The following is a 13,811-nucleotide window of genomic DNA, read 5'->3' as shown; positions in this document are numbered from 1 at the left end:
CTGTCGTGTGGCTTCCCAGCGACCCGTGTGCGTCCCGTGTTCTCGGGTTTCAAATAGGGGTAGTGCAAACGAGCGAATCATGCGGGGACGGAGGTACCTGTGGGGGTAGCCGAGTCACTTCCCATCGACGAGTTGCGTGCCGGGTCGAACGTGCTCGTCACGGGTCCAGTGATGACGGGCAAACGACGACTCATGCACGCCCTGCTCGCACAGGGGAAGCCACACGAACGCGGCACTATCGCGGTCACCACTCGCAAGAGTGCGGCACAGACGGTTCGTGATTTCGAGCGCGTAACGCAGTCGTCTCCAGGCGACCGCCTCTCCGTCGTCGACTGTACCGGTGCCGTCCGTGGGTTCGGCGACACTCGCGACTCGGCCACCGTGTCGTACGTTTCGACGCCCGGCGAACTCACGGGTATCGGAATCGGTGTCACGAAGTTCATGCGACGCTACTACGACGAGGGACTCACCGCTCGTCTCGGTCTTCACTCGTTGTCGACGATGTTGATGTACTCGGACCTGCGTCGAATCTTCCAGTTCCTCCACGTCATGACTGGCCGCATCCGGAACTCGGAGTTCGTCGGTGTCTTCGCACTCGACGATACGATGGTGGACGACGCCAGCGTGGACGTGCTCATGCAACCGTTCGACGCCGTCGTCGAAGTCCGTGACACGCCGGCGGGGACACAAGAACTTCGCACTCGCGGTGCCAGCATCGGCCCGCGAACGTGGACGCCGACCGGTCTCGATTGAGTCTTTTCTGGCCAATTCCTGACTCCTTCAGGTGGTTTGAAACCGGCAGACGACGAGAGTGAACTGTGAAACTCGTTGCCTTCGACTTCGACGGAACGCTCTCGGACTCGGAGATGACCGTCTTGCTCGGCGAGCGGATGGGCGTCGCCGACGAGATGGCCGACATCACCGAACGTGCGATGAACGACGAGATGAGCTACGCGGAGAGTCTCCGCAAGCGTGCGTCTCTGTTGGAAGGGCTCGAAGAAGAGTCGGCCGAGGAGGCCTACGGCGAGGTCGAACTCCGCCCCGGTGCGGCCGAACTCATCCAGCGACTGAACGACTACGGCCACGCCACTGCCATCCTCACCGGTGGGTTCGACCGCGGTGTCGAACGTGCACTCGAAGCCGAGGGCGTGGAGGTCGACCACATCGTCTCCAACCGTCTCCCGGTGAAGGGTGGTCGCCTGACCGGCGACGTCGACGGACCGCTCATCGAGGGGACCAAAGACCGCGAACTGGAGCGTCTGGCCGACGAACTCGACGTGAAGATGGCCCACACCGTCGCCGTCGGCGACGGCGCGAACGACCTCCCGATGCTCGAAGTCGCCGGTCTCGCGGTCGGATTCGTCCCCAAAGACGCCGTTCGCTCGTCCTGTGACGTCGTCGTCGCCTCCATGGACCGCCTCGCACGGGTCTTCGAAGAGCGGAATCTACTACGAGCGGCCGACGAGTAGTTCCCGTTTTGGCCTTCGAACGAGGCCCTGTCACGCTCCCGCGAACGTTCTCGCCTTCGGAACGGCTTTCACCCCGGAACGAGGAACAGAACGTAATGAAGCTATTCGGGTCGAGCGGCACGCGCGGTGTCGCGGGTGAGCAACTCACCCCCGAGTTCGTTCTCCGCGTCGCGAAGGCCGCCGGAACGGTGTGGGAGACCGATCGGGCAGTGGTGGCACGTGACACCCGGACGACGGGCGAGATGTTCACCAACGCCGCCGCCAGTGGACTGGCCAGTGTCGGAACCGACGTCGACCGACTCGGTGTCGCCCCTACCCCAGCAGTCGTGCGGTACTGCGACGCCGAGAGTATCCCGGCCGTCCTCATCACCGCCTCGCACAACCCGCCGGAGTACAACGGCGTGAAACTCGTCGGTGCCGACGGCGTCGAACTCCCCGTCCACCGACTCGAGAAGATAGAAGAACACATCCTCGCCGAGGAGTTCGCCGTCGCCGCATGGGACAGCGTCGGCACGACTCGCCGCGTCGACTCGGCGAACCGCGACTACGTCGACGAGATGCTCGCGACGGTCGACCGCGACACCATCGCCGACGCGAATCTGACGGTCGCACTCGACCCCGGCCACGGCGCGGGCGTACTCACCAGCCCCGACTTCTACCGCGAACTGGGGTGCAAAGTCATCACCGTCAACGCTCAGCCCGACGGCCACTTTCCCGGTCGACAACCCGAACCGGTCGAGAAGAATCTGTCTGACCTCGGCCGCCTCGTCCGCGTCTCCGAGGCCGACGTCGGCATCGCCCACGACGGCGACGCCGACCGGGCCATCTTCTTCGACGAGCACGGCCAGTACATCGAGGGCGACACCTCGTTGGCCGCACTCGCTGCTTCGCAGTTGGACGCCGGTGACACCACCGTCGCCGCCGTCAACGTCTCGCAGCGACTCGTCGACGTCTGCGACGACGTCGGCGCGGACCTCCAACTCACACCCATCGGGTCGACGAACATCATCACCCGCATCCGCGAACTGTGGGCCGACGGTGCGACCATCCCCATCGCGGGCGAGGGCAACGGCGGAATCTTCTTCCCGAACTACCGACTCGTCCGCGACGGCGGCTTCATCGGCGCGAAGTTCCTCGAACTCGTCGCCGAGCGTCCCGCGAGCGAGGTGGTCTCCCCCTACACCGACTACCACAACGTCCGGGTCAACCTGACCTACGAGACGGAGACCGAACTCGACGCGATGCTCGACGCCGCGGCGGCCTACGCCGCCGAGGCCGATGCCGAACCGAACACGAAAGACGGCTACCGCCTCGACTACGGCGACGCGTGGGTGCTCGTCCGCCCCAGCGGCACCGAACCGAAGGTCCGAATCTACGCCGAGGCACGCGACGCCGACCGGGCCGAGACACTCGCCGAAGAGGCACGCGACGCACTCGAAACTGCTCGTCCGTAACGACGTCACCCGGCGTCGTCGGCCAGTTTCTTTTTTCTCACCACCGGTGAACCCTCTCGCATGGACGTTCGCCCAGCGCAGTCACGCGCCGACGTTCGCGGTGCCATCGAAGTCAACCGTACCGCGTGGCGTGTCGCCTACGCTGACATCCTCCCGGAGTCGACCTTGCCCGAACCGAACGCACCGCTGTCGGCCGAGTCGGTCGAAGGACGGTTCGCCGACGTGACGAACCGACGAGAGACGGCGTTCCTCGTCGCCTGTGACGGCGATAGCACGAGTGACCCGAACGTCGTCGACGCGGAGGCTACCGGTGGAGACTCCACTGTCACTGACTCCGCTGTCGACGCTGACTCCGCTGACGCCGACACAACCATCTACGGTTTCGCGGAGTTCGTGTGGGGCGAGGAGAGAACGGAGTTCGTCCCCGAGGACGCCGTCGAACTGCGAGCGCTCTACGTCGACCCGGACCGCTGGCGACAGGGCATCGGGACGGCGCTCCTCGACGCAGTCGCCGACGCGCTTCCGGACGGGACGACGGCGCTCGCCGTCGAGACGTTCTCCGAGAACGAAACTGGGAGGCGCTTCTACGAGGCACGTGGGTTCGAACTCGTCGACGAACGGGCCTTCGACGTCGACGGCGAGTCACATCCGACCGTCGTCTACCGGAAGTCGCTCTCGTCGTCGTCGTCTCGCTAATCAGTCTGCACTCACCGACTCGGCGTCGACGACAGCACCTCGGTGAGTCGCTCGCGTTCGGCCTCCGCCTCGGCACGCTCGTCGGCGACGGCACCGCTCGTCACGCGTTCTCGCTCGTCGTCGGTCAACTCGCTCTGTGCCGCCGCGGCCGTCCGCAACCGCTCGTAGTCGTCACGCTCGGTCAGGTCGCGAATCTCGCGTGCCAGCGCCACCGTCTCTTCGTCTGCGAACCGTCCGACGACGGTGACGAGTTCTTCGCTCCGGTGGCGGAGCACGCCCGCCGACTCGGGCGGCCACGCGACGGTCAGCGGGTCGGCGTCCACTCGTTCGAGATAGGTCCGGTGGACGGCGACGTTCGTCTGTAGCGCACCCGCGTCGTCGACGTAGTGAGCCAGTTTCGAGGCGGAGTAGTCCGCGTACTCCAGCAACTGCGTCACCGACTCATCGCCTGCGGCATGGCTGTCGACGTACTCGCGCAGGTCGCTCGGCGGCGTCTCGAACTCGACGAACGGATACCGGTCTGTCACCGCCACGAAGTCGAGAAAGTCGCGAGCACTCGCCTCGCGTCGGAACCGCTGGAACGATGCGTTCACGCTCTCGTTGTACGACTCGATAGGGTCGCGCAGGAGTTCGACGGGCGCGTCCAAGTCCACCTCGCCGAGTCGCTGGAGTCGGTCCAGTTCGTCGAGTCGCTCGTCTAACTCCGTCTTCCGGCGGTGGGCCGCTCGCCGGGCGACGTGGTAGTCGTCTCGTGCCTCCTCGCGCTTCGAGAGGAGCGCGGCCGTCTCAGCCGCCGGTTCGAGTGTCTCGCGCGCGAAGGCGAAATCACCCTCGTTCAGGCGACGTTTGTCCATCCGGTCGCTCGCCGCCTCGAACGCCTCGCGGTGCGGGAGATCTTCGGGCAACTCGTCGACGAGACCGATGAACTCGTTTTGGAACTGGAGGTAGGATTGGAAGTCGCCACTTCCGGTCGCCGAGTCCGCGTAGCGGTCGAGCAGTCGCGTCGCCTTTCGGTGGGCGTCGGCGACGGCTTCGACACGCGCTTCGCCGACGTCGTCGACCTGTTGTTCGACCGATTCGAGTCGTTCGTAGGCCGTCTGGAGGTTCGAAACGGGGTCACTCATGGCTGGATTACTCGTAGACGTCGTCGGGGTCGAACACTTTCTCACCGACTTCGTCACCGTCGACGGTCCGGTAGAAACACGAGCGGTGGCCGGTGTGGCAGGCCCCGCCCTCCTGGTCGACGAGATAGAGGAGGGTGTCGGCGTCGCAGTCGACACGGACTTCCTGTACCGTCTGGAGATGGCCGCTCGACCCACCTTTCTTCCAGAGTTCGTCACGGCTTCGTGAGTAGTAGTGGGCGTAGCCAGTCTCGCGCGTCCGGTCCAGTGCCGCCGGCGAGACGTACGCGAGCATCAGTACCTCGCCCGTCTCGGCGTCCTGTGCGACGGCCGGTACGAGGCCGTCGTCGCCGAAGTCGACGTCGACTGTCATCGTCGAAAACGAGGCGACTCCTCCCGATAGGTCTTGCGTCTAGAGGCCGAAGAGCGACAGAGACGCGAACAGGAGGTCGCCGACGGTGAGTGCGACGACGAGTCCCGCGAACATCGGGACGACGAACGGGAGACCGGGCGAAATCCACACCTGGTCGCGTTCGGCGACGAGTTCGAGACCCGCACGGAGCGACTCCGGTGAGGTGCCGTAGGCGGTCCCGTCGATGTCGTCGAGAAACCGTGCCGCCGCCCAGGGGTCGTCGACGCCGTCGCCGTCGTCGGCGTCGTCGCCATCGACCGCTGCACGCTCGACTGCGACACCGCCGTCGGTCGCCGGGCCGTCGTGGACTGCACCGTCGGTCGGGTCGAACGTCTGGCCGACGCTCGTGGGGTTACGGTGGTCGACCGGTCGTGCTCTGAGGTCCGCGAGCGTGCTGCCGCGCCAGCGGAGATACATCCGGAGGGCGTCGAGGTCCAGTCCGCTGCGAGTGAATCCGTTCGGCGTCTCCAGCAACCGACCGTGTTCCGTCCGGAGGTTCTCGATAGCTGTCTGCCGACCGAGGAACATCACCGGTGCGACGTCGCCCGCGACGAGGTTTCGAACGAGGAGGACGAGCGGGTACGCGAGTGCGAGGACGACGGTGTTCGTGAGGATGGTCATCGAGAAGACGCCGAGCAGCGGTTCGACGAGGGGAAGACGGAGGTCTCCGAGGGTGTACGCCGGGAAGGTCGGAAAGACGACGGCGAGCGCCATGAGCGCCTTCGCGTCGGCCCCGCCGAACCCCCCGAGCCACCAGAAGGCGTAGCTCAGCGGGACGACGAAGCCGAGGCTGAAGGCGACCCGGACGAGGAACAGTCGGCCGTCGAACCCGGTCAGCGGCCAGCGAGCGACGACGTCCCAGAGGAGAAGCACCGCGCCGAGTGCGACGAGCGGGTACCAGAGCGCGTTCGGAAGCCGCCTGGTCTGGATGTCGCGGTAGGCCGCCCACGCGAAGACGGGAACCACGAGAAGCCGAAGGAGGTCGGAGAGCGAACCGAGCATACAGACGACGTGCGGTGGAGGCTGTTCAACTTTTCGGATATTCTAGGTGACGAACGCTGTCGCTCGACGGCTGAGCGCAAAAAAACGGGATGTGCTCGACTTAGATGACGCGGTTCTGGAGGTAGTCGAGATGCTTCGCGTTGTAGACGATCTGGACGTTGTCGGCTGCCGGCGAACCGATGCAGGTCAGGCGAACGCCCTTCTCGTCGACTTCCTCGTCCGAGAGGATCTGCTGCATGTCCATCTCGATTTCGCCCTCCTTGATGATGGCTGCGCAGTTTGCACAGGCACCAGCGCGGCACGAGAACGGCCAGTCGTATCCCTGCGCCTCTGCGGCTTCCAGGATGTACTCGCCTTCGTTCACGTCGAGACTACCGTAGTCCTCTTCGTCGAGGCCGGCGTCGGCCGCGGTGTCGAAGAGGTCGTCGTCGTCGATATCCCAACCCTGGTCGTCGAGCACTTCGTAGTTAAGGTATTCTACCGTGGGCATCACGACACGGTTCGGTTCCCTCCTCATTAGGCTTTGCTGTTCTGTCGGGGGACCACCGTCTCGTCTCGCCATCTGTCGCCCTGTCAGCCACACGAACGGCCGAACCGTTTATTAGAGCGGGACGAACGCGAACAGCAGGTACGAGGCCAGCGCCGACAGCGACGGCGTCAGAATCCAGAAAAAGATGACGCGCCCCGTCGTGCCGGGGTTGAACAGGTCGTCGGCGAGCAGGTCGTCTTCGCGTTCGCCCATCGGGCGGACCTCTCGAGTCTCGGCGGCCAGTGCGTTGACCGACACCTCCGGTCCCTCGCCGCGGACGGCGTCGCCGAGTTTGACCGTCCGGGTCGCCCGACCCCAGCCCAGTCCCACAATACACATCGTCGCGCTGACGGCGAGACTGGCCGGAATCCCGAGATACGAGAGAAACGTGATGATGCTCGCGCTCACGATTTCGACGATGAGTGCGGCGAGGATAGGCAGGTCAGTGAGGTCGTTGCCGACGGTGTCCAGTGTCCGGCGGGCGATAGTGAACGCGCCGACGCCGATGGCGGCGCTGGCGAGGAGGATGCCCGTCTCGACGTCGATTGCGCCGTTGCCGACGAGGGGTGCGACGGCGTTGGCGGCGTTCGACGCACCCGCAGAGAACGCCATGTAACAGGCGATGGCGACGACGAGCACCATCCCGACGAGTTCTCGCCGCGTCGTCGACTCCGCGAGTCGCGGCCGCGGAAATCCGCCGTCGGTTCGGAGTTCGACGAGCGGGCCGTCCGAGCGGTCGATGGCGAAGCGGGCGTCGAGATACGGGTAGACGTAGCGGCCGATGACGGCGCACACCCAGAAGGCGAGGATGGGGGCGACGATCCACCACGAGATGATTTCGAGCATGACGCCGTCGTTGAGCGTTCCGGTGGCGACGCCGAGACCGGCAATCGCGCCGACGGCCGTCATCGACGTCGACGCGGGCACGCCGAACGTGTTGGAGACGAGGAGAGCGAGACCGACGAAGAAGAGGACGCCGACGCTGGCGATGAGGGTGAACTCGCTTCGGGGGACGATTTCTCCTCCCATCGTCTCGATGACGTTGCGCCCGACGGTCCACCCGCCGAGGAGGGCGAACGCCGTCATCAGTCCGGCCGCAGTGAGTTTGCTGACGACGTTACTCCCGACTGCCGGTCCGAACGCGACACCGGTAGAAGAGCCACCGATGTTGAATCCGACGAAGACCGCAACGAGAAGTCCGACGACGAGCAGGAGTGAGAGCACGTGTGGACATGACCGGCGGGTACACTTATTTTGCTCTGTCCTACACGCGGTCGTTCATCCGTTACTGTCCCGGCGAGTACCAACCTCTCTCGAAGCGCTATACAATCTACAACTATCTCTAACCGAGTGAGATGGTACGGAACGATACGCGACGGACAGCTTCGTTTATTCACCGTTCAGTCGTCTCCTGACACTGCCGATACACATGAGAACACTCACACTCACCCTCGTTGCCGTGACGATGCTCTTGATTGCTGGCTGTGCCGGTGACGATACCGGTGGTAACGCCACCACGACCACGGGAGACACCACAGGCGAAGAGATGACGGCAGAAGCGACTGACACTGCCACGGCCGAACCGACCACCACCGAGGAGTCGGCGACGGACGAAACGACGACGGCAGACGATACGAACGCTACCGAGACGACCGACGACGGAATGAACGCTACCGAGACAACAGACGACGAGACGACTGACGACGAAGTGACCACCACCGAGGACACCGCCGCCACTGCGAACGCCTCGGCAACCACGACCGAAGACGCATCTGCGTGATCGGTCACTCTTCCTCCGAGTTTTGTGACAGATTCGCCTCGTGCTGTTCGGAGTTGCGCTCTCTCGGAGGAAACGTTCCGTTTTCACCGCTCCGATTTGTCGAACCGAGCGACGCGTTAGCGCGCCCGTGCTAGGACAAAAACTACATACGCACCAACGATGTACCTGCGGATATATCCGGGCGCTAACGCCCACCACGGACCATGGAGCTGAGAACGCTTGGTCTCTTGTCTCTCCTGTTGCTCGCGACTACGAGTGGCGTGGCGATGGCGACACATGGAGGCCTGCACATCACGACCACGACGTACGGGGGGGATGCGATTGTCCCGACGAACAGCGATAGCCTCTATCTCTGGAACACCGAACGGTTCAACGCCAACGCAACCATCGAGACGGGGAACGCGAGTGGGAACTATCGGACGTGTGTCCTCGCGCAACCGGTCGAGAACGAGAGCGTCGAACCCAAGGAGTTGGACTGTCGACCCGTCACTTTCGAGTCCAACGAGACGACGAATCTCACGTTCACCGAACTCAGGGCTCCGAACAACGCGACAGGCGAGTACGACCTCACCGTCGTCGTCGACGACGCTCTCCGAGGTGGCGGCCCCGTCGCCACGAACATCACGACGGTGACGTTCCTTCGACCCGAGGGTGACCTCGACAACGACGGACTCCTCAACCGAGAGGAAATACAGCGCGGCACGCGGTTCGACGTCGCCGACACGGACAACGACACGCTCTCCGACGGAGACGAGGTCGACCTCGGAACGAATCCGGTCACAGCCGACACCGACGGCGATGGCCTCCGAGATGGACTCGAAGCGAGTGTCGGTCTGAACCCGAGACAGTCTGCCGTGCCATTCTACGTCGCTGGCCTCGTCCTCCTAGGTGTCCTCTCCTTCCTCGCCTACCGTCGCCTCTCTTCGCGTGGTGGTTTCGGGGACGGTATCGCCTCCAACGGCGCGACTGCCGGGACACCGACGGCCAACGGTGGCGCTGGTCCGTCGACGTCGTCCGACGCCGACTTCATCACCGACGAGGACCGTATCCTCCAGATTCTCTCCGAAAACGGCGGCCGACTGATGCAGAGTCGACTCGTCGAACTCACCGACTGGTCGAAGTCGAAGGTGAGTCGCCGTCTCTCGACACTCGAAGAGGAAGGGCGCATCAGGAAGATCACCCTCGGGCGCGAAAACATGGTTGCGCTGCCCGGCCACGAACCCGACGGCGCACAGTCGCCGTTCGAAGAAGAGCAATAACTCGTTTCTGTCGGCTGTTTCGCCGTTTCGACCTCGCCTCCCCGTTTCGGGCTTTCGACCGAATCGGACACTCTGCAAACACGTCCGGTTTACCCAGACACTCCGTCGCTAGTCACACACTGTCCGTTCAGAACGATCTACGCGGTTTATCGACGCTTCTGCGGTAGTCCTCTGCAATATGAAGCGCGCCACTGCAGTGCTAGTCGCCGTGCTCGTGCTGCTCGCTGGCTGTGGCGGAACGACGTCATCTGCTCCTCCCGCACCCATCGTCGACAACATCTCTGGACCAGCGACTGCGACCTCCGAAACGGCCGACGGTGCCGAGACACCAGTGACATCGCCTGCTCCCGAACCGACCGACTCGGCGGTCACTACGACCGTCTCGGACGCGCCCGACTCGCCGACTGCGACGACGCAGAGACCGGATACACGCTCGAAGTCGAAATCTTCGAAGTCCTCCAGAGACTCGTCATCGTCGTCCGACGACTCTGACACCGACGCCGACTCGTCACCGTCGACGCCAGAGACCCCAGAGACACCTGAAACACCAGCGTCACCAGAGACGCCAGAATCACCAGAGACGCCTGAGTCGCCAGAGTCGCTAGACACTTCGGAGACACCAGAGGCCCCAAACACTCCCGACACTCCGGACACGTCAGAGACGCCCGAGACGCCAGACATTCCGGAGACTCCGGAGACGCCGACGACTGCCGAACCAAGGACTGCAGAACCGACGCCGGAACCCGAACCACCAACGGCCGAAGAGACGCCGAACACACCAAACACGCCGGACGAGGAGACGGAGACGCCCTCGACCGACGACGCCGACGACGATTCTGACGACACCGACGACTCTGACGACACCGACCAGTTCGACGACTCCGACGACGCACCTCGACTGTTCGCCGACATGCGACAGACCGCCCAAGAGCGCATGGAGGAACTTCGCGAGCGTTCGCGAGAAGAGTCGAACGAGCGGCGATCCGGTCGTGACGAAAACGAAGACGAGGACGACGACGAAGACGAAAACGAGGACGACGACGAAAACGGAGACGAAGACGACTAACGACGCCTTCGCTTACCGGTTCAGCGTGTGAATCGCCTGTCCCAGCGCGTTCTCTGCGGCCTCTAAGACCGACTCGGCGAGCGTGGGGTGGGTGTGGATGGTCGCGGTGAGGTCTTCGAGCGTCGCGCCCATCTCGATGGCGAGTGCGACTTCGGCGACGAGTTCGGAGGCCTCGGGGCCGACGATTTGGCCGCCGAGGACGAACCCGCTCTCCTCGTCGGCGACGATGCGGACGAAGCCGTCGGTGTGGCCCGTCGTCATGGCGCGACCGCTGGCGTTGAACGGGAACTTCCCGACGATGGGGTCGAAGCCCATCTCCTCGGCCTCGCCTTCTGTCATGCCGACCGTCCCGATTTCGGGGTCGGTGAAGACGGCAGCGGGGATAGCCTGATAGTCGAGGGCGGCGGGTTCGCCGGCGATGACTTCGGCGGCGACCATCCCTTCTTTGCTCCCCTTGTGGGCGAGCATCGGTTCGCCGGCGACGTCGCCGACGGCGTAGATGTGGTCGACGTCGGTTCGGGCCTGCTCGTCCGTCTCCAAGAACCCCTTCTCGTTCGGTTCGAGACCGGCCTTTTCGAGGTTCAACGTGTCCGTAACCGGCCGACGACCGACGGCGACGAGCACCTCGTCGGCGGCGTAGGTCGACTCCTCGCCGTCTTCCGTCTCGGTAGCGACGACGATGCCGCCGTCGTTGCCCTCGCGCCACTCGGAGGCTCCTTCGCCGAAGTGGAAGTCGATTCCTAACGACTCGGCGCGCTTCTTAACGACGCGTGCAACGTCGTCTTCGTAACCCGGCAGTACGTCGTCGAGCATCTCGACGACCGTCACCTCGCAGTCGAGTTTGGCGAACACGGTGGAGAGTTCCATCCCGATGTAGCCCGCGCCGACGACGACGAGGCGGTCGGGAACGTACTCCAGTGCGAGCGCATCACGCGACGAGAGGACGTGCTCGTCCGCGAAGTCGAAGCCGGGAATCTGCATCGGCCGACTCCCAGTAGCGACGATACAGTGTTCGAACGTGATGGTCTCCGACCCCTGGCCTTCGCCGCCGTGGGCGACTCGAACGCTCGAATCGTCTTTGAACGTCGCCGTCCCCTTCACGAGGTTGACGCCGTTGGCCTTGCAGAGTTTCTCGACGCCCCCGGTCAGTTGGTCGACGATGCCGTTCTTCCACTCGCGCATGCCCGCCATGTCGACGACAGGGTCGGCGTGGATTCCCATCTCTTCGGCGTGGCCCGCGTCGTAGGCGAGGTTCGCGCCCGTGATGTAGGCCTTCGAAGGGATACAGCCGTGATTCAGGCAGGTGCCGCCGTAGGCGTCCTTCTCGACGAGCGTCGTGTCGAGACCGTTCTGTGCGGCGCGGATGGCGGCGACGTAGCCGCCCGGTCCCGCGCCGATGACCAGTACTTCGGTTCCGGTTGAGATGTCTCCGACGACCATATTATTCGAGTAGCAGCAGTTTGGGGTGTTGCAGGTACTCCATGACCTTGTTCGCGAACTGGGCGGCCACCGCGCCGTCGAGGATGCGGTGGTCGATAGACAGCGACAGCGGCAGCGTGTGGCGGGCGACGACGTCGCCGTCTTCGACGACGGCGCGCTCTTTCAACTCGCCGAGACCCATGATACCTACCTCGGGGTAGTTGATGATGGGCGTGGCGTACTCGCCGCCGACGACGCCGAAGTTGGTGATGGTGAACGTACTGCCACGGAGTTCGTCGCGGCCGATAGAGCGGTCACGAGCGCGCTCGATCTTGTCGTTCATCTCCTCGGCGATTTGGAGGAGACCCTTCTGGTCGACGTTCTCGACGACCGGAACCATCAGACCCGCATCCGTCGCGGTGGCGACACCGATGTGGTACTCGTCGCGGAGGACGATCTCCTCGTTCTCCTCGTCGAGCGTCGCGTTCATGTACGGATACTGCTTGAGGGCCGCCGCGATGGCCTTCATCACGAACGGCATGTAGCTCAGACGGACGTCGCGTTCGGCGGCGACTTCCTTCAACTCGGCGCGGAGTTCGACCAGCGCACTCACGTCGGTGCTGTCGTGGTGGGTGACGTGCGGCGCGGTGAACTTCGAGTTCTGCATCGCTTCGCCGATGGTGCGGCGAACCCCTCGATACGGGATGCGCTCGCCGGAGATACCTCCCTCGCTCGTGGCGGATGCGGTCTCTTCGTCGGCGACTGCGCCGGCCTCGGCGACGGCTTGCGCGTCGGCTTCCTGTGCGGCCTGTTGGGCCTCGGCGTACTCTGTCACTGCGGCGGCGGAGACGAACGCCTCGCCGTCGCGCATCTCGGTCGCGGGCACGTCGTTCAGGTCGACGCCCTGCTCTTTCGCCGTGCGCCGAGTCGCCGGTGCGGCCAGCGTCCGGTCGCGGCCTGCGGCCTCGACGTCACTCGGTTGCTGGCCGTTACCTGCCTCGCCGCGCTTCGTCACCGAGGACTTCCTGTCGACGTCGACGTCGCGGGGGCCGTCGCCATCTTGCGCTTCGGATTCTGTCTCTGCACTCGCGCTCGCACCCGCTTCGCTCTCGGCGGCCTGCCGAACGTCCGCGTCGGTGACGCGGCCGCTCGGGCCACTGCCGCTGACGGCGGCGATGTCGACACCGAGTTCGCGCGCGAGGCGTCGGGCGCTCGGGGCCGCGAAGACGCGGCCACCTTTCGCCGACGACTCGGCCTGTTCGGATTCGGCCGTTTCAGCCTCTGCAGACGCTTCTGCGTCCGCTTCGGCCGTCTCCTCGACCTCAGGCTCCGGTTCGGCTTCTGCGGACTCGTCGCCTTCACCCTCGACTTCGTAGGTGATGATGACGTCGCCGACGGGGACCATCGTGCCCTCCTCGACGTGGAGTTCTTTGACCGTGCCGTTGTACGGCGACGGCACCTCGACGAGCGCCTTGTCCGTCTCCACTTCGGCGACGGGTTGGTCCTCTTCGACGGTGTCGCCGGGGCCGACGAGCCACGAGACGAGTTCACCCTCTGCGACACCTTCGCCGACGTCTGGGAGTTTGAAGTCTTTCGAACCCATG

General features: G+C 64.5%; 14 protein-coding genes. 7 read left to right on the top strand and 7 right to left on the bottom strand.

The genetic code is table 11. From position 1 onward, the window contains the following. Positions 1–99 precede the first annotated feature (99 nt). The 4 genes from BM083_RS17290 (at position 100) to BM083_RS17275 (ending at position 3,619) form a co-directional block, all read left to right on the top strand. The gene (locus tag BM083_RS17290; protein ID WP_089871043.1) at positions 100–753 is read left to right on the top strand and encodes a DUF7504 family protein; all 654 of its coding nucleotides are present in this window, start codon (positions 100–102) and stop codon (positions 751–753) included. 65 nt (positions 754–818) lie between these two features. Further along, a complete protein-coding gene (serB, locus tag BM083_RS17285) occupies positions 819–1,469 on the top strand; it encodes a phosphoserine phosphatase SerB (protein ID WP_089871040.1) in 651 nt (216 codons plus the stop codon). Between the two features lie 95 nt (positions 1,470–1,564). After that, the gene (glmM, locus tag BM083_RS17280) at positions 1,565–2,923 is read left to right on the top strand and encodes a phosphoglucosamine mutase (RefSeq protein ID WP_089871037.1); all 1,359 of its coding nucleotides are present in this window, start codon (positions 1,565–1,567) and stop codon (positions 2,921–2,923) included. 60 nt (positions 2,924–2,983) lie between these two features. After that, positions 2,984–3,619: a GNAT family N-acetyltransferase gene (locus tag BM083_RS17275; RefSeq protein WP_089871034.1), complete on the top strand. Its 636-nt coding sequence runs from the start codon at positions 2,984–2,986 to the stop codon at positions 3,617–3,619. 11 nt (positions 3,620–3,630) lie between these two features. Here BM083_RS17275 and BM083_RS17270 read toward each other — a convergent pair whose 3' ends face one another. The 5 genes from BM083_RS17270 to BM083_RS17250 form a co-directional block, all read right to left on the bottom strand. After that, positions 3,631–4,743, bottom strand: coding sequence for a DUF7118 family protein (locus tag BM083_RS17270; protein WP_089871032.1), 1,113 nt, complete (start codon positions 4,741–4,743; stop codon positions 3,631–3,633). Between the two features lie 7 nt (positions 4,744–4,750). Beyond that, positions 4,751–5,113 (bottom strand): phosphoribosyl-AMP cyclohydrolase, encoded by a 363-nt coding sequence (gene hisI, locus BM083_RS17265; RefSeq protein ID WP_009367271.1) that lies wholly within the window; start codon positions 5,111–5,113, stop codon positions 4,751–4,753. A 39-nt stretch (positions 5,114–5,152) separates the two neighbouring features. Beyond that, positions 5,153–6,154 carry an A24 family peptidase gene (locus tag BM083_RS17260; protein ID WP_089871030.1) on the bottom strand — a complete coding sequence of 334 codons (1,002 nt, stop codon included), beginning with the start codon at positions 6,152–6,154 and terminating at the stop codon, positions 5,153–5,155. Positions 6,155–6,254: 100 nt separating this feature from the next. Then, complete coding sequence (fer, locus tag BM083_RS17255) at positions 6,255–6,644, bottom strand: ferredoxin Fer (RefSeq protein ID WP_009367273.1); 390 nt, start codon at positions 6,642–6,644, stop codon at positions 6,255–6,257. A 111-nt stretch (positions 6,645–6,755) separates the two neighbouring features. Continuing rightward, the gene (locus tag BM083_RS17250) at positions 6,756–7,907 is read right to left on the bottom strand and encodes an inorganic phosphate transporter (RefSeq protein WP_089871028.1); all 1,152 of its coding nucleotides are present in this window, start codon (positions 7,905–7,907) and stop codon (positions 6,756–6,758) included. Positions 7,908–8,112: 205 nt separating this feature from the next. Between BM083_RS17250 and BM083_RS17245 the strand changes: the two genes are divergently transcribed. The 3 genes from BM083_RS17245 (at position 8,113) to BM083_RS23485 (ending at position 10,788) form a co-directional block, all read left to right on the top strand. Continuing rightward, positions 8,113–8,463: a hypothetical protein gene (locus BM083_RS17245; RefSeq protein WP_089871025.1), complete on the top strand. Its 351-nt coding sequence runs from the start codon at positions 8,113–8,115 to the stop codon at positions 8,461–8,463. Between the two features lie 266 nt (positions 8,464–8,729). Then, complete coding sequence (locus BM083_RS17240) at positions 8,730–9,722, top strand: helix-turn-helix transcriptional regulator (protein ID WP_177197684.1); 993 nt, start codon at positions 8,730–8,732, stop codon at positions 9,720–9,722. A 178-nt stretch (positions 9,723–9,900) separates the two neighbouring features. Next, on the top strand, positions 9,901–10,788 hold the full coding sequence (locus tag BM083_RS23485) for a hypothetical protein (protein WP_177197683.1): 888 nt from the start codon (positions 9,901–9,903) through the stop codon (positions 10,786–10,788). A gap of 12 nt (positions 10,789–10,800) precedes the next feature. Here BM083_RS23485 and lpdA read toward each other — a convergent pair whose 3' ends face one another. Both lpdA and BM083_RS17225 read right to left on the bottom strand, forming a co-directional pair. Beyond that, positions 10,801–12,228 (bottom strand): dihydrolipoyl dehydrogenase, encoded by a 1,428-nt coding sequence (gene lpdA, locus BM083_RS17230; protein ID WP_089871020.1) that lies wholly within the window; start codon positions 12,226–12,228, stop codon positions 10,801–10,803. Between the two features lies 1 nt (position 12,229). Beyond that, the gene (locus tag BM083_RS17225) at positions 12,230–13,810 is read right to left on the bottom strand and encodes a 2-oxo acid dehydrogenase subunit E2 (RefSeq protein ID WP_089871018.1); all 1,581 of its coding nucleotides are present in this window, start codon (positions 13,808–13,810) and stop codon (positions 12,230–12,232) included. Position 13,811: the final 1 nt, after the last annotated feature.

It is taken from the genome of Halogranum rubrum (genome assembly GCF_900114455.1).
Taxonomy (GTDB): domain Archaea; phylum Halobacteriota; class Halobacteria; order Halobacteriales; family Haloferacaceae; genus Halogranum; species Halogranum rubrum.
The sequence above is the reverse complement of the archived record's forward strand: the minus strand, read 5'-3'. Positions and strand labels throughout refer to the sequence as shown.